Source organism: Nocardia acididurans, assembly GCF_016741815.1.
Classification (GTDB): domain Bacteria; phylum Actinomycetota; class Actinomycetes; order Mycobacteriales; family Mycobacteriaceae; genus Nocardia; species Nocardia acididurans.
This window is the reverse complement of the sequence record NZ_JAERRJ010000007.1, coordinates 73291-93718: the sequence shown is the minus strand read 5'-3', so window position 1 is coordinate 93718 and position 20428 is coordinate 73291. Positions and strand designations below refer to the sequence as shown.

Sequence of the window (20428 nt, the reverse complement as noted above, 5' to 3'; positions counted from 1 at the left end):
CACAGTGGAGCGGGACCGGACCGAGCGAGGAGGATCAGACGTGAGTGGACGTACCCCGAGTCAGTGGGAGGAACTCACCGCGGCCGACCCGGCGCATTCGACCTGGTACGTGGAGCGTTTCCGGGCGCTGGCGGCTCAGGGTACCGATATCTCCGGTGAGGCGCGCATGGTCGATGCGATGCTCGCGCGCGGCAGCCGAGTGCTGGACGCCGGCTGCGGTCCGGGCCGGGTGGGCGGCTATCTGCACCGGGCCGGTCACACGGTGGTCGGGGTCGATGTCGATCCGGTGTTGATCGCGGCCGCGGAACAGGATCATCCCGGCCCGACCTGGCTGGTCGGCGATCTTGCCGAACTGGATCTCCCGGGACGTGGGATCGCGGCGGAGTTCGATGTCATCGTGTGCGCGGGCAACGTCATGACATTTCTGGCGCCATCCACCCGCGTAGCGGTCCTGCAGGGATTCGCCCGCCACATCGCGCCCACCGGTCGGGTGGTGGTCGGCTTCGGCGCCGATCGTGGATATGAGTTCGCGCAGTTCCTGGCCGACGCGGCGCAGGCCGGGCTGCACTGCGATGTGCGCCTTTCCACCTGGGATCTGCGCCCGTTCACCGACGAATCCGATTTCCTGGTGGCAGTGTTCTCCCGATAGCGAGGCTGACCTTCAGCTGAGCTGGGTTCCATGTCGTGGCGGCTGACACAATCGCGGGCATGATCAAGGACCTCGATCCCTCCACCGTCGTCGTGCACGCCGGACGACCCGAACGCGTACCGAATGCGCCGCTCGGCGAGTCACCGGTGTTCAGCTCGACCTACATCGCCGGCGGCGACCGCGGCTACGGGCGGTTCGGCAATGACGCGTGGGCGGCGTTCGAGCAGACTCTCGGCGAGCTCGAAGGCGGTCGCGGGCTGGCCTTCGCCTCCGGCATGGCGGCCGCCGCGGCGATCTGTGACCTGGTTCCCGTCGGCGGCCGCGTCGTCGCCCCGCGGCACGCCTACAACGGCGTCCTCGGATTGCTCGACCAGCAGACCTCGACCGGACGGCTGCACGTGCAACGCGTCGACATCGCCGACACCGCCGAGGTGTCCGACGCCGTCACCGGCGCGGACCTGCTGTGGATCGAGTCGCCGACCAATCCGGCGATGGAGGTCGCCGACCTACCGGCAGTGTGCGCGGCGGGCCGGGCCGCCGGTGCGACCGTCGTGGTCGACAACACCTTCGCCACGCCGCTGCTCCAACAGCCGCTGGCCTGCGGCGCCGACGCGGTGATGCACTCGGCCACCAAGTTCATCGCCGGCCACTCGGACGTCGTCCTGGGCGCGGTCGTCACCGCGAACGACAACCTGTGGGCCGCCCTGGAATCCAGACGCCGCGGCCTCGGCGCGATCCCCGGACCGATGGAGGCCTGGCTGGGACTGCGCGGCCTGCGGACCCTCGCCCTCCGGCTGGACAGAGCCCAGTCCAACGCCGCCCTGCTCGCCGAGCGTCTGCTCGCGCATCCCCGCGTCAGCCGGGTCCGGTACCCCGGGCTGGCCGACGACCCGGGCCACGCCCGCGCGGCGGCCCAGATGTCGGGCTTCGGCGCGATCCTCGCGATCGAGCTCGGCGGCGACGCCGAAGGCGCACAGCGAGTCTGCGAGAGCACCACACTGTGGGTGCACGCCACCAGCCTCGGCGGCGTCGAGTCGATGCTCGAGCGCCGCCGCCGCTGGCCCATCGAAGTGCCGACCATTCCCGCCGACCTGATCCGGTTGTCCGTGGGCATCGAGCACCCCGACGATCTCTGGACGGACCTGGAGCAGGCCCTGAAGGCTTAGAGCTTGCAGAGAACGGCCGGCGGTGCCGATGCGATCGTCAGAAGCCGACCGGAATCCCGGAGATCGCGGCCTCTTCGATCACCGGGCGTCGGATGTTCTCGCCCAGCGAGTCGGCCTCTGCTACGCGAAATCTCATCTGCTTGCCGCGATTCTGCGAGGGAACGGAATTCCCACCGCACTGTGCTATCAGCGCTTGATCCATGGTGATGGCTACGTTCTGCACGGTCTGGTTGCCGTACACCTCGAGGGCGCCTGGCACCGGCAAGACCCGCGCGGCAATCGTGCCGATGTTGCGGCGGAATTCTCACTGGATGAGGAACGGCTCGCATTCCCCGTCGATCCTCGACTCGGCGAGGTCGACTATCGAGAGCTGTACCGCACCCCAGCCGGGTCCGTCGTCGACGCGCTGTCGAACGCAACCGACATACTCGCGATCTATGACCGGGGCCTGCCGTCTCAGCTCGCGTGATCCGTGTATGGAGGCGGTTCAGAACAATCGGTCGTCCGGAGGCTCCGGTACGGGTGTTGTGGTCGTGGGTAGGAGCGTCTTGTTGATGCCGTCCTGGATCGCGTCGATCTGGTCCTGTACCACTGCGGCGCGGGCCACCAGCTCGACGCGGTCGGGTTCGGTGAGGCTTTCGGCGCCGAGCTTCTCGACGACGCATGAGAGCAATGACCGTAAGTCCTCCAGCTTGCTGTCTGATTCCACGGGACGTCACCCTACTTGCGAATACTGCCGAGGAGCACTGGCGGTGTGGCCGCTGATCGCAATAGATTGGGCGCATGCACGGACGATCTCGAATTCTGTTGTGCTCGACCGCAACTGTCGCCGCGGCGCTGGCCCTGCCGGTTCTTCCGGCGGTGTCCGCGGAGTCGTCCGCCGGTCCGACCGGTTGTGCGCAGGTTCGCGTCGTCACCGTTCGTGGGACGCTCGAACCGCAGAGTGGCAGTCGGCTGTTGACCCCGCTGGCCGACCGGATCGCTGCGGACTCCGGCCGTGGCGCGGTGGTGACAGAACTCGAATATCCCGCCTCGATGGTCCCCGACAGCCCGGTGCGCGGCGTCGAGAACCTGACGGAATTGGTGAACCAGGCCGCGGCGGACTGCCCGGATCAACGGCTCGTCCTGCTCGGCTATTCGCAGGGCGCCCGGGTCATCGGTAATACGCTGCGCACGCCGAGCGCGTTGACGGACGTGGCTGCCACACGGATCGACGCCATCGCGTTGTTCGGCAGTCCACTGTTCAACGGCGGAGACTCCTTCAACCGCGGCGACTACGATCCCGCTCTGTCGGGCACGGCCGCACTGCCCGTCGGCGCGCTCGGCGAATTCACCGACCGTGTGCGCTCCTACTGCGCGACGGGCGACCGTGTCTGCCAAGGTGGCGATCCGGCCGCCGGATTCGGAAATGCGTTGAGCCCTGGCCATTTCGCGTACTTCGTCAACGACTACCGCGACCAGGCGGCGGCGTTCGTTCACGAGCGGCTGGACTCGTGATCGGCCTTTGACTCGAGAAGCACCGTCAGGCGGCTGCGAGTCTTGTGCGCGGGCTCGCGATATCGCTCGCCCGCGCGATGAGGCGCAGCAGCGCGTCGGAGACCTGCGCCGGCTGCTCCATGATCACCGAGTGCCCCGCGCCATCGATCAGAACCAGGTCCGAATAGTCGACCGCGGCGGCCATCGCGATGGAATGCGACGGCGGGGTCATCAGGTCGGCGGAGCCGCAGAGCACCAGGGTGGGGATCTTCGACAGGACATTCAGGGCGGCGGTGCGGTCGTAGGAGGTGAACGCGTCCAGGAAGGCGGCCATCGGCACGATCGGGGTCTGATTGTGGATCGCGTTCGCGAGGGTGAGAACCTGCGGGCTCACCGTGCGTTCGCCGAGTTCCGCCGCGCGCACGATCGGCGCGAAAGCCTTGCCCGCCAACTGCTTCGCGTGATGCATAAGGCCCGGAGCCCATCGGACCGCAGCCTGGAACAGTGAGATGACGGGGTGGCGGAGGAACCGTCCGAGCCCGGCGTCGCCGATCCCGCTCGCCGCGGTCGCGATGAGCCCCATCCCGACGATGCGGTCGCCGACCTCGTGCGAGTTCTGGCCGACGTAGGTCAGTGCGCTCATCCCGCCCATCGAATGCCCGACGAGGACAACGGGACCGTCGGGCGCCACTGCCTCGAGCACGTCCCGCAGGTCGTGCCCCAGCCGCTCCAGGTTGTAGGTATGCCGCGCGGCCACTTCCGAATCACCGTGCCCGCGATGGTCGTAGCACACGATCCGGACCTGCGGGCACTCCCGCCGCAGCGCATCGCGCACCTGCACCCAGGATCCGCTCCGCCCGCAATGTCCGTGCAGCAGAACGACTGTCAGTGCGGCATCGCGGGGCCCGGACACCTCGACCGCGAGTCCCACCCGGTCTTCGGTGCACACCGTCACGGTCCGGGGCGTCGAGTGCGCGATCGCGGCGACTGACATCGGACCTCCCATTGGTGTGCTGGACACCTCCTACTATCCGTTGCGCCGGCCCGCGGAATCAGACCCCCGAGTACTACCCGGCGCGGACCAAGGTGGAACAAATCCCCACCTAGGTGGCACCCGGGTCGCAGGCTGACATCGCCTTCAGCGGGTTGGTGGTGCGTACCTATCACGCCGAGGTTCCGCCCCGGGGAGTACGAGATCAGTGCGCGATCGCGCACCACCCTGTTGCGCAGGGTGTTTAGATCCGCTCGAGGTCGGCTCGAGGACTGCGCCCAGAGGCGGGCGACAGAGTCGGGACATGACTTCCAGCCTTGCTTCCACCACCTCGGCGGTGCCGTCGCGGACGCGGCGGGTGCTTGCCATGTTCCCCGGTCAGGGATCGCAGCGGGCGGGAATGGCGGCTCATCTCATCGAGGAATACGCGGACGCCGCACGGGTTTTCGACCGTGCGGGGGAACTGCTGGGGGTGCCGCTGGCCGAGCTGTGCACAACCGGGTCGGTCGAGGACCTCACCCCGACCGAGGTCGCCCAGCCCGCCATCGCGGTGACCGGCCTGGCGACCTATGGGGTGCTGCGGTCGGCGGGCGTCGAGGTGGACGCCGTGGCCGGGCACAGCCTGGGCGAGTACGCGGCCCTGGTCGCGGCGGGGGTGCTCGGATTCGACGACGCGGTCCGGCTGATCGGAGTGCGCGGCACGCTGATGGCCCGGGTGGCGCAGCGGACGCCGGGGGTCATGGTGGCGGTCTCCGGGCTCGAAGCCGAAGTGCTGGAACGATTGTGCGCCGAGACGAACGGGATCGCGGAGGTCGGCAACTACAACGAACCGCATCAGTCCGTGCTCTCCGGGGAGAGCGCGGCGGTGCGGGCGGTCGCCGAGCGTGCCCGGACGGCCGGGGCCGAGCGGATAGTCGAGTTGCGGGTGGACGCGCCGTTCCACTGCTCGTTGATGCGGGTGATCGAGGCGGAGTTCACCGCCGCCACGGCCGAGATCGATTTCTCGGATCCGGTTGTGCCGCTGTTCAGTTCGGTCACCGGCGCGCCCGTGACCGATGGACCGCAGGCGCGTGCGCTGCTGTGCAGGCAGCTGGCGGCGCCGGTGCGCTGGGTGGCCGTGCTGGGGGCGGCCGCCCGGGCGGGGATCACCGACTACCTGGAGGTCGGACCGGGGCGGGTGCTGAGCGGTCTGACCTCTCGCACGGTGGCCGAGCCGACCGTGCGCAGTACCAACGACGGCCGCCGGTTGGCGGCGGTCGTGCGGGCCTACCGCTGAATTCTGTTTCCCTACACAAGATTAGGACCATCATGACTGGAAATGCCGACGATCTGACGGCGCTGGTGCTCACCTCCATCTCGGACGCCATCGGGGTCGAAGAGGACGAGATCCGCATGGATTCCACCCTGATCGACGAATTGGGCGCGGAATCGATCGACATGCTCGATGTCATGTTCCGCATCCACCGCGACTCCGGGGTGGACATCTCGGTCAACGATGTCGCCGCCATGCTGCAGGGCGGCATCCCGGACGACGAGTTCGGCGACGAGGACGAGGTCGTCACCGAGGTGGGTCTGGCGCACCTGGAAAAGGTGCTGCCGCAATTCGATCGCAGTCAGCTGAACGGGCGTCCGCTGCGGGGCGAACAGGTGCTGGGCCTGGTGACGGTGGGCAACCTGGTGGATCTGGTGCATCTGCTGGCGGCCCGGCAGCAGGTCGAACAGCCGGCCGAGGCGGGAGCCGCCCAGTGAACAGGCGCGTCGTCATCACCGGGATGGGCGCGGTCACGCCCCTCGGGGTCGACGCGCCGACCACCTGGGCGAACCTCATTGCCGGGCGCAGCGGAATCCGGCGGTTGACCACCTTCGACAGCACCACGTTCCCGGTGCGCATCGCCGGTCAGGTTCCCGAGGAGTTCGATCCCGCGTCCGCCATCGCCGCGCAGGCGGACCGCCGCTGGGTCAACCGGCCCGGCCTGTTCGGCCTGGCGGCGGTGACCGAGGCGATCCGCGATGCGGGACTGGCGGATTCGGCGCCGGGCAGCTATGACCCGGATCGCCGCGGTGTGGCCATGGGCGCCAGCGTGGGGCGTCCGAGTGTCGAACTGCTGCTGCGAATCGCCCGCGCCCGCAGCGACTCCGGACGATCGGACGCGTTCGTCACCCAGGCCCCCGGCGAAGTGCTGACCGGTGATCAGAATGTGCCGCTCAATGCCATGGCGCGCCTGCTCTGCGCCACCGGGCCGATGGTCGGAATCCATACGGCCTGTGCGGGTTCCGGGCACGCCCTCGGCGAGGCCTTCCGGCTCGTGCAGGAGGGCGATGCCGACCTGATGGTGGCGGGCGGCTACGACTCGCTGACCGCGTGGGCCGATATCGTCGGCTTCGGCGTGCTGGGCGCGCTCACCGACAAGTACAACGATGCCCCGCAGGCGGGTTCGCGGCCCTTCGACGCGCACCGGTCCGGATTCGTGCTCGGTGAGGGCGCGGGCGCGTTCGTGCTGGAGGATCTCGACTCGGCGCGTGCGCGCGGTGCGCGGGTGCACGGCGAGATCCTCGGCTTCTCCTCCACCCTGAACGCCTGGCGCATCACCGATTCCCCGCCCGACGGTGCGGGAGCCACCGAGGCCATGGAGGGCGCGATCGCCGAATCCGGCCTGGGCACAGGCGGAATCGACTACGTGGTCGCGCACGGCACCGGGACGCCGGGCAACGACCTGTCCGAAACCCGGGCCATCAAAAAGGTATTCGGCGACGACGCCTACCGCCTGGTGGTCAGTTCCCCGAAGTCCATGGCCGGGCATCTCACCGCGGCGTCGGCGGCCCTGAACGTGGTGGCGGGTCTGGGCGCCATGCGGGAGTCCCTGGTGCCGCCCACCATCAACCTCGACACTCCGGACCGCGCTTTGGATCTGGACTACGTACCGCATACGGCGCGGGCCATGCCGGTGCGCGCGGTGCTGGTCAACGCCCTGGCCTTCGGTGGCTCCAACACCAGCCTCGTCCTCGGAAAGGTCGGCTCATGAGCACACGGCGTGTGGTGATCACCGGAATCGGCCTGGTGACCGCGCTCGGGGAGGGCGTCACGGCGACGTGGGACGCGATCGTGGACGGACGCAGCGGGGTCGCGCCGCTGCGCTCCTACGACACCGCACCGCTGCGCACCCGGATCGGCGCGGAGATCCCCGACTTCGACGCGGCGCGCTACATGAAAGCGCGCACAATTCGAATGTCCACGCGCGGTGACCAATTCGGTATCGCTGCCGCCGCACTCGCGCTCGGCGACGCGGGGCTGGACACCGATGCGCTGGGCATGCGCGCCGGGCTGTATCTGGGCGGCAACAAGGACGTCTGCGATCTCGACCCGCTCATCGCGGGCATCGTGGGCATCCGCAATGTGGACAGCGCGTCCAGCATCCGGCTCATCGGCGAACTCGCCCCGTCGATGATTCCGCCGCTGATCTACGTCGAGGGCCTGCAGAGCGCCGCCTGCTTCCACATCTCGCTGATGTTCGGCATTCGCGGCCCCAACGCCTACTACGCGGGGGCCGCCGACGCGGGCGCGATGGCCATCGGCCGGGCCATGCGGGCGATCCGGCGCGGCGAGGCCGATCTCGCCGTCGCCGGTGGCTGCGATGACGCGACCACCTGGTGGGCCATGTCCAAGATGGACGGCCTCGGCCTGCTGACCCGCCGAAACGAGCTGGGGGAGCGGGCGTGCCGGCCCTTCGACCGCGACCATGACGGCGCGGTCCTGGGCGAGGGCGGGGTGGTGCTGGTCCTGGAGGAGCGTGAACACGCCCTGGCGCGTGGCGCGCGCTGCTACGCCGAGATCACCGGCGTGGGATCGGGCAACGACAGCGTGCGCGCGCCGGGCTGTGCCGCCGACGGGCGCGGCCTGGTGCGCGCGATCGCACAGGCCCGCACGGACGCCGCCGCCCTGCGCGATATCGACGCCGTGCGCGGGCCGTTCGACCGGGTGCTCGCCCACGGCTCCGGGACGCCCTCCGGTGACCTTTCCGAAATGCGGGCGCTGCGAACGGCTTTGGGCGTCGAGGCGGAAAAGCTCGCGGTCACCAGTTGCAAACCGCAGGTCGGCCACCTGGTCGGCGCCGCCGGTGCGATGAATGTCGCCGCGGCCGCCCTGTCGCTCTACAGCGGCGTCGTCCCGTCGACGCTGAACCACTCGACCGCCGCACCCGGGTGCGATCTCGATGTCGTCGCGGGCTCGGCGCGGGAAACCCCCGCGGGCCGCGCCCTGGCCCTGGCGCGCGGCGTCGAAGGGCAGGCGGTCGCCGTCGGCCTGGCCGCAGCAAGCTGAAAGGACCTGTCCCCGTGTTGAATACCTCATCGGACACCCGTCACGTGTCCCTGCTCGCCACCGGCGCCCACCTACCCGGCGATCCGATCGGCAACGAAACCCTGGCCGCGCTGTGCGGCGAACTACCCGCCGACATCCTCGACGAGATCCAGGTGCTGCGCCGGCACTGGCTCATCGATCCCGCCACCGGCGCACATCGGATCGGCACCTCGGGCATGGCGGTGGCCGCCGCGCGCCAGGCCATCGCTCGCGCCGGGATCGACGCCGCCGACATCGATCTGCTAGTGCTGTCCACGGCCAGCCCGGAGTATCCGCTGCCCGCGACCGTCACCTACGTCCAGGAGCAACTGGGGCTGGAACGCTGTGCCGCCATCGAATTCCGGGCGGGCTGCGTCGGTGCGGTGCAGGGGCTCGACTACGCCCGCCGGCTGCTCGCCGACGGCACGTACCGGACCGCGGTCGTGATCGGCGCGGAGGCCATCTCGCCACTGTTCGCGCCGCTGTTCATCGGCCAGGATCCCGGCGCGCTGCGGTTGCGCGACCTGCTCACCGTCTACACCTTCGGCGACGGCGCGGGGGCGCAGATACTGCGTGCCGGAGAGCCCGGAAGCGCTGATCCCACAGGCGAATTCGCCTTCGCCACGCAATGCCTGGGCGGCGCGCGCAAACCGGGCATGCAGATCATCGGCGGCGGCACGCACGCGCCCGCCGCCGAGCAGGTGCGGCGCAAACGCCTGGTGGAGATGAAACTCGACGTGTCCGGCACGCAGAAGTTCGGCCCCCGGGTTTTCGCCGCCGGGCTGTCGGATCTGCTGTCCAGGTCCGGACTGGCGGTGGCCGACCTCGACGCCTGCGTGGTGCCCGAGGGCAATGCCGAGTACTTCGCCAAAGAGTTCGCCGCAGCCGGTGTTTCAGCCGCCGATCAGGCCGCGCTGGCCAAGAGCATGGTGGAGAACCTGGCCGATGTCGGCGCCACCGGTTCGGCCGCCGTGCCGATCGCGCTGGACGCCGGATGGGTGAGCGGGCGCATCCAGCCGGGCGACACGGTGGCGCTGCTGGCCGTCGAAGCCAGCCGCTACCTGTACGCGGGGCTCACGCTGACCTGGGAAGCGCCGACACCGAACGGAACCGCCCATGTCGGCTGAGCGCAATCTCGCGGTGGTGCGCGAGGTGTACGACCGCTTCGTCAATCGCGGCGAGTTCGAGGTCTGCGATGTGCACTACCGCACCGACGTGGTCGACCACGGCGGTCTGCCCGGCGCGCCCGACGGGATCGCGGGCGTCAAGTACACGATCGCCGGACTGCGCCGCGCCTTCCCGGATCTGCACGTCAGCATCGACGCCGCCAGCGCGCACGAGGACTACGTCGTCATCCATTGCACCTGGCGCGGAACGTTTCTCGGCGATCTGCTCGGCGTGCGGCCGACCGGGGAGCCGGTCGAGTTCCGGGGCGTGGTGGTGTGGCGGCTGGAGGAATACCGCATGGCCGAGCGCTGGGCCATCGGTGTGGACAACGGCATGATGGCGGCGCTCGGGCTCGGATTCTTCGGCAGGAAACGGAGGAAGCGGGGATGAGCGCACGGCCGAGGGTCCTCATCGCGGGCGGCGGAATCGGGGGCTTGGCCACGGCCCTGGCCCTGCAGCAGGCCGGCATCGCGAGCAGCGTCTTCGAACGCGCCGAATCCCTGCGCGACGGTGGCGCGGGGCTGCACATCTGGACCAACGGCGCCCTGGCTCTGGCGCGCCTCGGCGTCCTGGATCGGGTGCTGGAAACCGCACCGGTGCAACGGATCTGCCACTTCGGCACCTGGCGCGGCGAACTGTTCGGGCAGTGGCCGGTCGCCGACTTCATCGATCGCTACGGTGCGCCCACGGTGGCGATCCAGCGGTCGGCGTTGCACGCGGTGCTGATGGCGGCCCTGGCCGCGGGCCACCCCGCCGTCACCGTGCGGTCGGGGGCCGGGGTGGTCGGGCTGGCGCAGGACGGCGCTGGGGTCCGGGTGGAGCTGTCCGACGGCGGCACCGCGCACGGTGATCTGCTCATCGGCGCGGATGGGGTGCACAGTACGGTGCGCTCGCTGCTCTTCGGGCCGTCCGCGCCGCGCTACAACGGTCATATCGCCTGGCGCGGCATCGCCGAACTCCGGCATCCGCTGATTCCGTCCGGCAGCTTCTACGGATTGTTCGGTCCCGGAACCCGTTTCGCGTTCTATGACGTGGCTCCGGGCCGGGTGCACTGGATGAGCGTGGCCAACGGACCGGCGGGTGGCCGGGATACCGGTGACGTGAAAGCCCTCCTCGCACAACGCCATCGGGGCTGGATGCCGCCGGTCGCGGATATTCTGGCCGCCACGCCGGAGTCGGCGATCATCCGCAACGACGTCTTCGACCGCAAGCCCGATCGGCGCTGGGGCCGCGGACGTGTGACGCTGGCGGGCGATGCGGCGCACCCGATCACCTTCAATATCGGCCAGGGCGCGTGCCAGGCGCTCGAGGACGCGCTCGTGCTCGCCGAGCATCTGGGTGGCGCGGTCGATCTTGTTGTGGCGCTGCGGAATTACGAATCCGAGCGGCGCCGCCGCACCGCGCCCATGCAGCGGATCGCCTATGTGATCGGCCGGGCGGGAGCCGTGGAACATCCGCTGCTGATCCGCACCCGCGAGACGGTGCAGCGGGTGGTCTGGCCGAGGCTGGCGTATCGGATTGCCGAGCGCAAACACATTTCCTACGGTCTGCGCTGGCGTGAGCCCGCCGCAACCCTCGAGAGGCGAGTCTGACATGAGTGAGAGCAGTATCGACAACCACTTCTTCGGGCAATTCGCCGAATCCTGGTGGGCGGAGGATTCGCAGATGAGCGGTCTCGCCTCGTTTCAGGGTCCACGCTTCGCCTTCTTCGACAGGCAGGTGCGCGAGTGGGCCGGGAAACGGGTCCTCGATGTGGGGTGCGGCGGTGGCTTCACCACCGAATTCCTCGCCGCGCGTGGCGCTCTCGTCTCCGGGGTGGATCCCTCGGAGCGCCTGATCGAGGCGGCTCGCCGTCATGCCGAACAGACCGGGAAGAGTATCGACTATCGGGTCGGCAGTGCGGAGGCCCTGCCGTATCCGGATGCGTCCTTCGACATCGTGACCTGTGTGGACGTCCTCGAGCACGTGGTGGACCCGGCGCGGTCGATCAGTGAGATCGCGCGGGTGCTCGCCCCCGGTGGGGTGTTCTGCTTCGACACCATCAACCGCACGCTGCGGGCCCGGGTCATCATGATCTGGGTGCCGGAGCATCTGATGAAGACCGGCACCAAGGGCGCGCACCTGTGGCGCGACTTCATCAAACCCGCGGAACTGCACGCGTATTTGGACGCCGCCGGACTTCGGACCCTCGGAAAGCTGCGTGGTCTCACCATTTTCGGCAAGCGGCACGGAAAACTGCTGATGCGCGAGACCGGCGATCTTTCCTGCACCTATATCGGCGTGGCGCGAAAGACGGAGAACTGACAGGAATGCGGGATATGACCGATCCATCGCTGGATATTCTCGACGTCTCGGATACCGCCATCTGGATGGCGGCCTATCGAGCCGAGGAATCATCGCGGGCCGACGCGCTTTTCCGCGATCCGATCGCGGAACGGCTGGCCGGAAAATTGCGCGCGGCGGTGCTGAGCGCCAAAGTCGCGGTTCCCGGCAGCCGTAGCGGCTGGCCGCCGGTGGTGCGCACGAAATTGATCGATGATCTGCTGGCGCGGTCCTTCGCGGCGGGTTGTGATCGGGTGATAAACCTGGCCGCGGGCTGGGACACCCGGCCGTACCGGCTCGAACTGCCCGCGGATCTGCTGTGGTTCGAGGCCGATCTGCCGCGGATCGTCACCGCGAAGAATACGGCGCTGGCCGCCGACGAACCCGGGTGCCGTCTCCTCCGGCAACCGGTGAACCTCACCGATCCGGACGCGTGCGAGGCCTTCGTCACGGCCGCCGTGGCGGGTGCGCGACAGCCGCTCGTGATCACCGAGGGCCTGCTCCAATATCTGGAACCCGCCCAGGTGCAGACCCTGTCGGACATCCTGTACATCGCCGGAATCGACTGGTGGATAACGGATCTCTGGACACCGGTCATGCTGCGCCTGGTCAATCGGACCATGGGGCGCCACCTCGGTGACGCGCAGTGGGCCTTCGCGCCGTCCGACGGCGCCGGCTTCTTCCACGGGTGGACCGCCGCGGACGAGGAGTCGATCTTCCGCGCGGCCGCGCGGTGGCGGCGCTCGCCCCGGTGGTTGCGCCCGGCACGCGCGTTGCCCGCCGGCGTGCTGCGCTCCGGCGTCGTGCGGTTGCACAGACCCGAATAATGGTGGCGCACAGGACATGCCACGCTTCGGCTCGCGTGCTAGGGTCGGCGGCACCAAATGAACAGCGGTGTTCACGGATTTGATTTCCCGATTTCGGTGGAGTACGTGATCGAATTCAAACTTCTGGGGTCCGTGGACCTGGTGGTGGACGGCAGGACCGTCGATGTGGGCCCGGCCAAACAGCGCGGGATCCTCGCCGCGCTGCTCGTCGAACCCGATCGTCCGATATCGATGGATGTTCTGGTCGACCGGGTCTGGGACGCCCCACCGGAATCGGCCCGGAATTCCATCTACACCTATATGACCCGGCTGCGCCGAATTCTGCGCACGGCGACCGCGCATTTCGAGACACCCGTCGATATCCACCGCGATCACGGTGGATATCGGGTGCTCGCTCCCGTCGGCGCGGTCGATCTGGCCGGCTTCCGCGAACTGGTCGGCCGGGCCCGCGCACTCCGCGCCGACGACCCGGTCCGGTCCCGGCTGCTGACCCAGGCGCTGGGCATGTGGCGTGGGGAACCCCTGGCCGGGGTGGACAGCGACTGGGCCCGGCGTTTCCGCGACAGTCTGGCTCCGCTGCGGCACGAGGCCATCACCGAATGGGCGGACGCCGAACTGCGGCAGGGCCATCACAAACTGGTGGCCGACGGGATCCGCGAGGCGCTCGTCGAGAGCCCGCTGGCCGAGGATCTGCACGAGCGGCTGCTCGAGGCGTATCACCTGGACAACCGTGGTGCGCAGGCGCTCTCGCACTACGACCGGATGCGCCGGACCTTCGCGAGCGAGCTGGGCGTCGACCCGAGTCCGCGCCTGCGCGCACTGCACGGCCGCCTCCTGGGCGGGCAGTCCGCGCCGGAAACCGCACCCGTGGTACCGATCTCGTCCCGCAGACGCTCGGATGCGCTGGTGCGCGAGACATCTCCGGCCCACACCTGGTTCCGCGGCCGCGCCGCCGATATCGAGCGGGTCCGGCACGCGCTGTCCGAGGACACCGGGCACGGCATCCGCCCGGTGCTGATCACCGGCGGACCGGGAATCGGCAAGTCCGCCCTGGCCTCCCGGGTGGCCGAGCTGACCTACGACCGGTTTCCCGGCGGTGTCGTGCAGGTGAGTCTGGGCGGGTGCACCGCCACGCCCGTGGATCCGATCGTCGTGCTGGAGCGGCTGCTGCGCGATCTGGGCGAGCCGGTGCCCGCCGATCCGGCGGCCCGCGGTGAACGCTTCCGGGCCGCGGTGGCGCGGCGGCGCATGCTGGTCGTGCTCGACGACGCCGCCTCCGATGCGCAGATCGCCCCGCTGCTGACCTCCGACCCGAATGGCGCGACCCTGATCACCAGCCGAATCGCGGTGGGCACCACGAGTGTTCGCCGTGTGGTGCTGCGGGAGCTGCCCATGTCGGAGAGTGTCGAGGTCTTCGAGGCGGTCCTGGGCGCGGACCGGGTGCGCGCCGAGGAGTGGGCCACCAGCGCGCTGGCCCGATGTTGTTCGGGCATACCGCTGGCACTGCAGGCGGTCGCGGCCCGACTGGCCGCCCGCCCGCGCTGGACCATCACCCAGCAACTCGCCCGGCTGTCCGACGAGGACCGGCGGCTGCGCGAATACAGCTACGGCACACTGGATATCAGCCACAGCATCGATGTCTCCGTCGATCGGCTGACACCGTGTGCCACGGCCGTCCTGCGCCACCTGGGAGCCACCCTCTCACCCCGGGAGCTGTTCACCACGGTCACCCTGCCGGGTCTGGCGAACGGAGCCGGGGCGGATGCGCTCGACGAACTGGTGGACGCCCACCTGCTGTCGGTCGTGCGATACGCCGACGGCACGCGACCGGACTACACCATGCTCGAGATCCATCGCCTGTACGCCAAGCGGCTTTCGCGCCGGGACGCCGTGGCCGACCCGGCCGAGGCGCTGCTCGCCTGACCAATATGATCCACGCGAACCAGGTGTTGTCGTGGAGGGGAGTGGTGTGGTGGGAACGGCGAGCGGTGGTCGATCGCTACGGACCGTACTGCTGGTGGGTGTGGCAGCCGTGGTGGTTGTCGCGCTGGGTGTGGTCGTGGGTGTGCTGGCCGGCCGGAGTTTCGGCGCCGAGGTGGCGGGTCCCGCGCTGCCCGCGGGGTTCGATCCCAGCGGTCCGGTGCCCGCGGGCGCGACCGCCAACGGGGCCATCCGGGTCGGCGCGCCGAACGCGCCCGTCACCGTCCGGGTGGTGGCGGACCTGCAGTGCCCGGCGTGCAAGCGATTCGAGGACGTCAACGGGGCGCTGCTGGCCGAGGTGGTGGGCAGCGGCCTCGCCGCGGTCGAGTACAACATCGTGACGTTCCTGGACCGCGCCTCCGTCGACAAGTACTCCTCGCGCGCCGGCAATGCCTCGTACTGTGTTGCGGCGCACGGTACCTCGAACTATCAGCGGTGGCTCGAGGCCATGTTCGAACAGCAGCCCGCCGAGGGCGGATCCAGCTTCTCCGACGACGCCCTGATCGCCGTCGCCGAGCAGGCCGGATATCGCGATCCCGCTGTCGCGCAATGTATCACCGCGCGCACCCACGACGCCTACCTGCGTGCGCGCACCGCGGAGATCCTCGCCGGTGACGTTCAGGGGACGCCGACGGTCTTCATCAACGGCGTGAAGGCCGACAATCGCGCGGTCGCCACCGAGGCCGGTTTGCGCGCGGCGATCGAGTCCGCGCGCTGAGCGGCGAAACCCGTACCGCGAGCGGCATTGTGGGCAATTCCGGCATTTGCTCGCGGAATCGGAATGAAATTCGGGCATCCACCCCCGGGCTTCGAATCGGTGGGTAGCATCTCGCGGTGGCCGCTCGATAGTGAGGAATCTTTGTGAATTCACCGCGGAACGAGTCCCTGTCCTTCCCGCCGGCGGAGCCGCCCCCGTTTCCCGATGTGCCGCCGGTCAAGAAGACGATGCCGCGCCGCAAGCTGGCCGCGCTCGTGGGCGCGCTGCCGCTGGGCGCGGTCGCCGTGGGCTCGGTGTTCCTCGGACGGGATTCCGAATCCGGTGCGGGACAAGGCGGTTCCGCCGCGGCGACCCCGGCGAACGACTTCGGCGCGGTCCCCACCAGGACCGCGCCCGCGGCGGGCACGGCCCCGGAGATCGCACGGATCGGCAGCCGTCATATCGCGGCGCTGCACGCGATCCACAACTACATGAGTCATATTTCCACCTACGCGCCGAACACCCTCGACGACTATTTCGCGGGCGCGATCGCCGCCACGACGGGGGCCTGCCGCCAGGAATTGATCGATACCAAATCGGCCACCCAGAATTATCTGTTCACCACCAACAGTCGCAGCGAGGTGCTCGAATTCAATTGCGGGCTACGCGCGATCACCGGCACCACCGCCCTCGGCGTCGGATACGTCAAGCAGTCGACCTCGAGCGACCTCGACCCCACCCCGGCCGTCTCCCTGACGGCCACGGTGGTGACGGCCGAGGAGCAGCCCGACGGCCGCTGGTTGGTCAGCGATATGAAGCGGATTTCCACCTAGCAGCGAACCTCACATCGCACCGTGTCCGATTCATGTGCAGGATAGGAGTCATGCCCCACTCCAATCCGATCAGTGCCTGGAAGTCTCTCCGCGAGGGAAACGAGCGTTTCGTCAAGGGCGAACTGCAGCATCCCGGACAGGGGGCAGCCGATCGCGCCGCGCTCGCCGCCGGTCAGCAACCCTCCGCCATCCTCTTCGGCTGCGGTGATTCGCGGGTCGCGGCGGAGATCATCTTCGATCGCGGACTCGGTGACATGTTCGTGGTCCGCACCGCCGGTCATGTCGTGGACAGCTCGGTGCTCGGCTCGATCGAATACGGCGTGCAGGTCCTCAACGTCCCGCTGATCGTGGTGCTCGGTCACGACAGCTGCGGCGCGGTGCGGGCCACCATCGACGCCCTCGACAACGGCGAGGTACCCGGCGGGTTCATCCGCAGTGTCGTGGAACGCGTGACCCCCTCCATCCTGCGCGGCCGCCGTGAGGGCCTCACCACCGTCGACGAGCTCGAGGCTCGCCACGTCGAGGAAACCGCCCGCCTGCTCATGCAGCGCTCCACCGCCATCTCGCAGCGGGTCATGGCCGGTGAGCTCGCCATCGCCTGCGTCACCTACAACCTCGCCGACGGACAGGCCAAGCTGAACAGCGTCTTCGGCAATATCGGCGAACTGGTCTAGCGGGCGGATGGCCGATCTCGACCTGCTGGTGGAACTGGTCGGCGGCAGCGAACCCCAGGTGGTCGCTGCCGACGGGCGTCCACGTGAGTTCCGGCGGATCTCGTCGGTGCTGCGCGGCAAGGAGAAAGCGCTCGTCGAAGGCCTGATCCGCGAGGTCGAACGCGGCGCGCAGCCGACCGTCCGCGTCGGTGACACCGGCACGACCTACCTGGCCGTGCCGGTCTGCGGACCCGACGGCGGGGTGAACGCCGTGCAGATCGTCTCCGGCGCGGATCCCGCGAATTCCACCAAGGCCGCACCGTGCGCGGTCGGCTACTGGGAGATGGTCGCCGACAGCGCGCCGCGTCTGCACGTGACCACCGGATTCCTGGACATCATCGGGGTGCCGGATGCCGAACGCGATCGAGCCGTCTATGGGCCACTGGACTTCTTCCAGCGCGTCGCCCGGACCACCGATCTCGTCCGGCTCTGGGAGAAGCTGCTCGCCGCCGGCCCCGGCGATGTCGCGTCGGGGACGGTCGTGATCCGCAAAACCGATGGGGCCGTGGGTGTTCTGCTCTACGCGCAGCGACATATGACCACCGAGTCCGGCTCCCGGGTGCGGGTCGTGCTGCAGGATGTGAGCGCCGCCGCGGATCGCGCCGAGCTCGGCCTGGATCTGCTGGATGCCAGTGTCGCCATGGCGATCACCGACACCACCGAGATGTTCGGGGCCATCGTGGAGACCCGATGGCCGACGCCCTGCGCGCTGCAATGGCTGACCGGCTATCCGAAGTGGGCCGGTCACGGCGTCTCGACCGGCCAGACCCCCGGCCTGCATCCCGAGGACATCATGCGGGTTCCGGCACTGCTGGCCCAGCTCGCCGAGGAGGGGATCGTGCGGTCCACCATGCGCACCCGCAGCAAGTCGCTGACCGGCGGCTGGGTGCATTCGCGATTCGTCGGGCGCATGATCGACCCCGCCGTATCGACCTCGATCTGCCTCATGCTGGTGCACGCGGAACCGCTCGGAGTCGAGTCCGAGGACGGGTGACGCCTCGCCGGGCGCACCGGCGGCGTCGATTGCGATCGCTGAGCCGATCGCTTAGTGTCAGGTCACTCCGTGTGTCCACTTCGAGGACTGGCCCCTCTGGCCACCCTCCCGGACCGGCGGAAGACCCGCGCAGGCTCCGCCGGAGCCTTGTAGACGCCCCCCGCTGGGGCCCTGCCCGCGCTTGTTCCGGTACCAGGCTGTTTCGTCATGCCCCGGTGCCGACCGAGCAAGAGGCAGCATGCGCGCATTCGAAGTTCTTCGCCTACTTCGCGATTCGTGGTTACGACCGCTGATCGCGTCATTCCGGGCGCTCACCTCCCGCAGGTCTCCTTCGGAGGCACCGGCGGACACGGCGCGTGGAGGGGACGCGCCGTATCCGATTGCGAGCGCCGTCCTCCTGTCGTCGTCGTCCGAATGGTGCTCAATGCCGCGTGCCGTCTGGACGGCGACGGCGGGTAGGGGCTAGTTGTTGGCGCGCTGGATGGACCGCTGCACGAGGGTGCGCAGGCCGGGGAGTGCAATGGCGCGGAGCATGAGTTCGGTGGCCCGCACATGCGCGCGGGAGGGCGGTGCGAATCGGCTGATTCCCTTGCGCGCCAATGCTTGTCGCTTGAGTACTTCGGGGCGAATGGCCGCCTCCCACGCGGTGAGCGCGGCCGAGAGGTCCTCGGGCCGAGCGGCGATCGCGGCACCGAGCCGATCCGCGCCGTCCAGTGCGAGCGCCGCGCCGTACCCGGCGAATACCGTGACGCACCAGGCGGAGTCGCCGAGCAGCACGATGCGGCCGTGGCTCCACCGGTCGGTGACGATCTGGCCGACCGTGTCGAAGTAGGCGATGGCCGGATCGGCCGCGACTTCGCGCAGCGCGTCGGCGACGCCGCCCCCGAGGTCGCCGAAGGCCCGCTCGAGCGCGGCCGAGGGGCCGAGGGACAGTTCGGATTTCGGTTCGGGGGAGCGGTAGGCGAAGAACGCGGAGGACCGGCCGGGGCCCAGGTTCATGACCGCGGCGGTTCGTCCCGGCCCGAGGAAGGTCGTGCCGACGCCGGACGGTACATGGTCCGGCAGGTGTCCGAGCGGGAAGGCTGCCACCGTATGGCCCAGGTCCACCAGATGCTCGGTTTCGGGGCCGAAGACCAGCTCGCGCAGGCGGGAGTGCACGCCGTCGGCTCCGATGAGGAGAGCGGCGCGCAGCTCGGTGCCGTCGGTGAGGGTGATGTCGACGCGGTCGGCGTGCTGGTCGACCGCTTGCACACCGGCGCCGAATCGGATGTCGGCGTGGTCGGCCACCGCCTCGTACAGTGCGGTCTCGAGATCGCCGCGGAACAGGGTCAGCGCCCGGTCGCCGACCGCCGCCTGTGCGACTGCCGCTGGGATGGTGAGTTTTTCGCGTCCGTCCGGGTGCACCAGGATCGAGGTGAAGAAGCCGATGTCCCGTGGTCTCAGCGCGGGCAGCAGGCCCAGTCGCTCGGCGGCGTCGAAGCCGGGCCCGTGCAGATTCACCAGGTATCCACCGCTGCGCCGGGCGGGAGCGCGCTCGATCACGGTGACGTGCCAGTTCTGCTGGAGTAGTCGCAGGGCGGCGGCCAAGCCCGCGATACCGGCGCCGAGGATCACGACGTGCTGCTGTTCATTCCGCATATCGTCAACTAGTAGTTGACGATGCGGTACTCGTCAACCGTTAGTTGACGGAAGAGGTTAGCCTGTAGGTTGCCCGGGTTCGAGGTCGGCGACATCGTGGTAGCGCAGACCTCGCGTGGCGGGCGTGGGATCCGAGGCGGCGGTGGGGCTCAGCACGAATCCCTGGTGATCGCCGAGATCCGTGCGCGCCAGGACGCGACCGGTGAACCACGCCGCCGCACCGGCGAGGATCGGGAGCCCGTGCGGGCCCGGCCGCCAGTCGCAGTGCTCGAATTTGTTCAGGTCCGCGCCGGTTTCGCTGCCGAACAGCTGGGCCAGGGCGAAGCCCTCCTCGCCGAGTAGATGAACGGCGAGATGGCGGGCCTGGGCGGCGACGGTGAAAGTGTCGTTCGCCGTGGACAATCCGACGAGGAACCGGCGCGGCTCGATGCTGACCTGCGTCGCGAAGCCGACCAGACATCCGGCCTGCCGCTCGCCCGCGGTCGCCGTGACGATCCAGATCGGGGCGTCCGCGCGGGCGACGATCGCGTCGAAGGACTGGTCGATGTTCTTCGCGAAACCCATGGCACCTCCGAGTCCCCACTGTACTGATCCGGGCCGGGTGTTCCCGGGTGCGTTCGTTTGCGCGCCGACTGGCCG

The 20428-nt window shown here is 69.2% G+C and carries 22 protein-coding genes; 18 read left to right on the top strand and 4 right to left on the bottom strand.

Translation table 11 applies throughout. The features are described 5' to 3' along the window. The first annotated feature begins 40 nt into the window (after positions 1 to 40). Genes JK358_RS18780 through JK358_RS18770 form a run of 3 tightly spaced genes read left to right on the top strand, consistent with a single transcriptional unit; the run spans position 41 to position 2284 of the window. Complete coding sequence (locus JK358_RS18780; protein ID WP_201949036.1) at positions 41 to 649, top strand: class I SAM-dependent methyltransferase; 609 nt, start codon at positions 41 to 43, stop codon at positions 647 to 649. Between the two features lie 35 nt (positions 650 to 684). Continuing rightward, positions 685 to 1815, top strand: a complete 1131-nt coding sequence (locus JK358_RS18775) for a trans-sulfuration enzyme family protein (RefSeq protein ID WP_307817615.1) — start codon at positions 685 to 687, stop codon at positions 1813 to 1815. Positions 1816 to 1843: 28 nt separating this feature from the next. Further along, a complete protein-coding gene (locus tag JK358_RS18770) occupies positions 1844 to 2284 on the top strand; it encodes a transglutaminase-like domain-containing protein (protein ID WP_232851583.1) in 441 nt (146 codons plus the stop codon). A gap of 18 nt (positions 2285 to 2302) precedes the next feature. Here the strand turns inward: JK358_RS18770 and JK358_RS18765 are convergent, their stop codons facing one another. Further along, a complete protein-coding gene (locus JK358_RS18765; protein WP_201949034.1) occupies positions 2303 to 2524 on the bottom strand; it encodes a hypothetical protein in 222 nt (73 codons plus the stop codon). Positions 2525 to 2598: 74 nt separating this feature from the next. On the opposite strand from JK358_RS18765, the gene JK358_RS18760 reads away from it, so the two are divergent. Continuing rightward, positions 2599 to 3312 carry a cutinase family protein gene (locus tag JK358_RS18760; protein ID WP_201949033.1) on the top strand — a complete coding sequence of 238 codons (714 nt, stop codon included), beginning with the start codon at positions 2599 to 2601 and terminating at the stop codon, positions 3310 to 3312. A 25-nt stretch (positions 3313 to 3337) separates the two neighbouring features. Here the strand turns inward: JK358_RS18760 and JK358_RS18755 are convergent, their stop codons facing one another. Beyond that, the gene (locus JK358_RS18755) at positions 3338 to 4285 is read right to left on the bottom strand and encodes an alpha/beta fold hydrolase (RefSeq protein ID WP_201949032.1); all 948 of its coding nucleotides are present in this window, start codon (positions 4283 to 4285) and stop codon (positions 3338 to 3340) included. Positions 4286 to 4586: 301 nt separating this feature from the next. On the opposite strand from JK358_RS18755, the gene fabD reads away from it, so the two are divergent. The 14 genes from fabD (at position 4587) to JK358_RS18685 (ending at position 18151) form a co-directional block, all read left to right on the top strand. Next, positions 4587 to 5558, top strand: coding sequence for an ACP S-malonyltransferase (fabD, locus tag JK358_RS18750; RefSeq protein ID WP_201949031.1), 972 nt, complete (start codon positions 4587 to 4589; stop codon positions 5556 to 5558). Between the two features lie 32 nt (positions 5559 to 5590). Next, complete coding sequence (locus JK358_RS18745; RefSeq protein ID WP_201949030.1) at positions 5591 to 6031, top strand: acyl carrier protein; 441 nt, start codon at positions 5591 to 5593, stop codon at positions 6029 to 6031. Further along, positions 6028 to 7305: a beta-ketoacyl-[acyl-carrier-protein] synthase family protein gene (locus JK358_RS40370; RefSeq protein ID WP_307817614.1), complete on the top strand. Its 1278-nt coding sequence runs from the start codon at positions 6028 to 6030 to the stop codon at positions 7303 to 7305. The genes JK358_RS18745 and JK358_RS40370 overlap by 4 nt, the downstream gene beginning before the upstream one ends. Continuing rightward, entirely contained in the window at positions 7302 to 8600 is a 1299-nt protein-coding gene (locus JK358_RS18735) for a beta-ketoacyl-[acyl-carrier-protein] synthase family protein (protein ID WP_232851534.1), read from the top strand. The genes JK358_RS40370 and JK358_RS18735 overlap by 4 nt, the downstream gene beginning before the upstream one ends. Positions 8601 to 8614: 14 nt before the next feature. Beyond that, positions 8615 to 9745, top strand: coding sequence for a 3-oxoacyl-ACP synthase III family protein (locus JK358_RS18730; protein ID WP_307817613.1), 1131 nt, complete (start codon positions 8615 to 8617; stop codon positions 9743 to 9745). Beyond that, positions 9735 to 10175 (top strand): ester cyclase, encoded by a 441-nt coding sequence (locus JK358_RS18725; RefSeq protein WP_201949029.1) that lies wholly within the window; start codon positions 9735 to 9737, stop codon positions 10173 to 10175. Before JK358_RS18730 ends, JK358_RS18725 begins: the two co-directional genes overlap by 11 nt. Beyond that, the gene (locus JK358_RS18720) at positions 10172 to 11377 is read left to right on the top strand and encodes an FAD-dependent oxidoreductase (RefSeq protein WP_201949028.1); all 1206 of its coding nucleotides are present in this window, start codon (positions 10172 to 10174) and stop codon (positions 11375 to 11377) included. Before JK358_RS18725 ends, JK358_RS18720 begins: the two co-directional genes overlap by 4 nt. Position 11378: 1 nt before the next feature. After that, the gene (gene ubiG, locus JK358_RS18715; RefSeq protein WP_201949027.1) at positions 11379 to 12089 is read left to right on the top strand and encodes a bifunctional 2-polyprenyl-6-hydroxyphenol methylase/3-demethylubiquinol 3-O-methyltransferase UbiG; all 711 of its coding nucleotides are present in this window, start codon (positions 11379 to 11381) and stop codon (positions 12087 to 12089) included. A 14-nt stretch (positions 12090 to 12103) separates the two neighbouring features. After that, positions 12104 to 12934 (top strand): class I SAM-dependent methyltransferase, encoded by an 831-nt coding sequence (locus tag JK358_RS18710; RefSeq protein ID WP_201949026.1) that lies wholly within the window; start codon positions 12104 to 12106, stop codon positions 12932 to 12934. A 105-nt stretch (positions 12935 to 13039) separates the two neighbouring features. Then, positions 13040 to 14857 (top strand): AfsR/SARP family transcriptional regulator, encoded by a 1818-nt coding sequence (locus JK358_RS18705; RefSeq protein ID WP_201949025.1) that lies wholly within the window; start codon positions 13040 to 13042, stop codon positions 14855 to 14857. 94 nt (positions 14858 to 14951) lie between these two features. Further along, positions 14952 to 15632 carry a DsbA family protein gene (locus JK358_RS18700; RefSeq protein WP_201949024.1) on the top strand — a complete coding sequence of 227 codons (681 nt, stop codon included), beginning with the start codon at positions 14952 to 14954 and terminating at the stop codon, positions 15630 to 15632. Between the two features lie 143 nt (positions 15633 to 15775). Continuing rightward, a complete protein-coding gene (locus JK358_RS18695) occupies positions 15776 to 16444 on the top strand; it encodes a hypothetical protein (protein WP_201949023.1) in 669 nt (222 codons plus the stop codon). Positions 16445 to 16494: 50 nt separating this feature from the next. Next, positions 16495 to 17118 carry a carbonic anhydrase gene (locus JK358_RS18690; protein WP_201949022.1) on the top strand — a complete coding sequence of 208 codons (624 nt, stop codon included), beginning with the start codon at positions 16495 to 16497 and terminating at the stop codon, positions 17116 to 17118. A 7-nt stretch (positions 17119 to 17125) separates the two neighbouring features. Further along, entirely contained in the window at positions 17126 to 18151 is a 1026-nt protein-coding gene (locus tag JK358_RS18685) for a GAF domain-containing protein (RefSeq protein WP_201949021.1), read from the top strand. 462 nt (positions 18152 to 18613) lie between these two features. On the opposite strand, the gene JK358_RS18680 is transcribed toward JK358_RS18685, so the two are convergent. After that, positions 18614 to 19789 carry an FAD-dependent oxidoreductase gene (locus JK358_RS18680; RefSeq protein WP_201949020.1) on the bottom strand — a complete coding sequence of 392 codons (1176 nt, stop codon included), beginning with the start codon at positions 19787 to 19789 and terminating at the stop codon, positions 18614 to 18616. A gap of 57 nt (positions 19790 to 19846) precedes the next feature. Beyond that, positions 19847 to 20353, bottom strand: coding sequence for a flavin reductase family protein (locus JK358_RS18675; RefSeq protein ID WP_201949019.1), 507 nt, complete (start codon positions 20351 to 20353; stop codon positions 19847 to 19849). Positions 20354 to 20428 lie beyond the last annotated feature (75 nt).

Bases quoted from the DNA above. Each gene is read 5' to 3' on its own strand.
- JK358_RS18685 (WP_201949021.1), top strand. From the start codon at position 17,126: ATGGCCGATCTCGACCTGCTGGTGGAACTGGTCGGCGGCAGCGAACCC.
- ubiG (WP_201949027.1), top strand. From the start codon at position 11,379: ATGAGTGAGAGCAGTATCGACAACCACTTCTTCGGGCAATTCGCCGAA.
- JK358_RS18725 (WP_201949029.1), top strand. From the start codon at position 9,735: ATGTCGGCTGAGCGCAATCTCGCGGTGGTGCGCGAGGTGTACGACCGC.
- JK358_RS18710 (WP_201949026.1), top strand. From the start codon at position 12,104: ATGACCGATCCATCGCTGGATATTCTCGACGTCTCGGATACCGCCATC.
- JK358_RS18680 (WP_201949020.1), bottom strand. From the start codon at position 19,789: ATGCGGAATGAACAGCAGCACGTCGTGATCCTCGGCGCCGGTATCGCG.
- JK358_RS18690 (WP_201949022.1), top strand. From the start codon at position 16,495: ATGCCCCACTCCAATCCGATCAGTGCCTGGAAGTCTCTCCGCGAGGGA.
- JK358_RS18755 (WP_201949032.1), bottom strand. From the start codon at position 4,285: ATGTCAGTCGCCGCGATCGCGCACTCGACGCCCCGGACCGTGACGGTG.
- JK358_RS18770 (WP_232851583.1), top strand. From the start codon at position 1,844: ATGCGATCGTCAGAAGCCGACCGGAATCCCGGAGATCGCGGCCTCTTC.
- JK358_RS18675 (WP_201949019.1), bottom strand. From the start codon at position 20,353: ATGGGTTTCGCGAAGAACATCGACCAGTCCTTCGACGCGATCGTCGCC.
- fabD (WP_201949031.1), top strand. From the start codon at position 4,587: ATGACTTCCAGCCTTGCTTCCACCACCTCGGCGGTGCCGTCGCGGACG.
- JK358_RS18745 (WP_201949030.1), top strand. From the start codon at position 5,591: ATGACTGGAAATGCCGACGATCTGACGGCGCTGGTGCTCACCTCCATC.
- JK358_RS18760 (WP_201949033.1), top strand. From the start codon at position 2,599: ATGCACGGACGATCTCGAATTCTGTTGTGCTCGACCGCAACTGTCGCC.
- JK358_RS18720 (WP_201949028.1), top strand. From the start codon at position 10,172: ATGAGCGCACGGCCGAGGGTCCTCATCGCGGGCGGCGGAATCGGGGGC.
- JK358_RS18735 (WP_232851534.1), top strand. From the start codon at position 7,302: ATGAGCACACGGCGTGTGGTGATCACCGGAATCGGCCTGGTGACCGCG.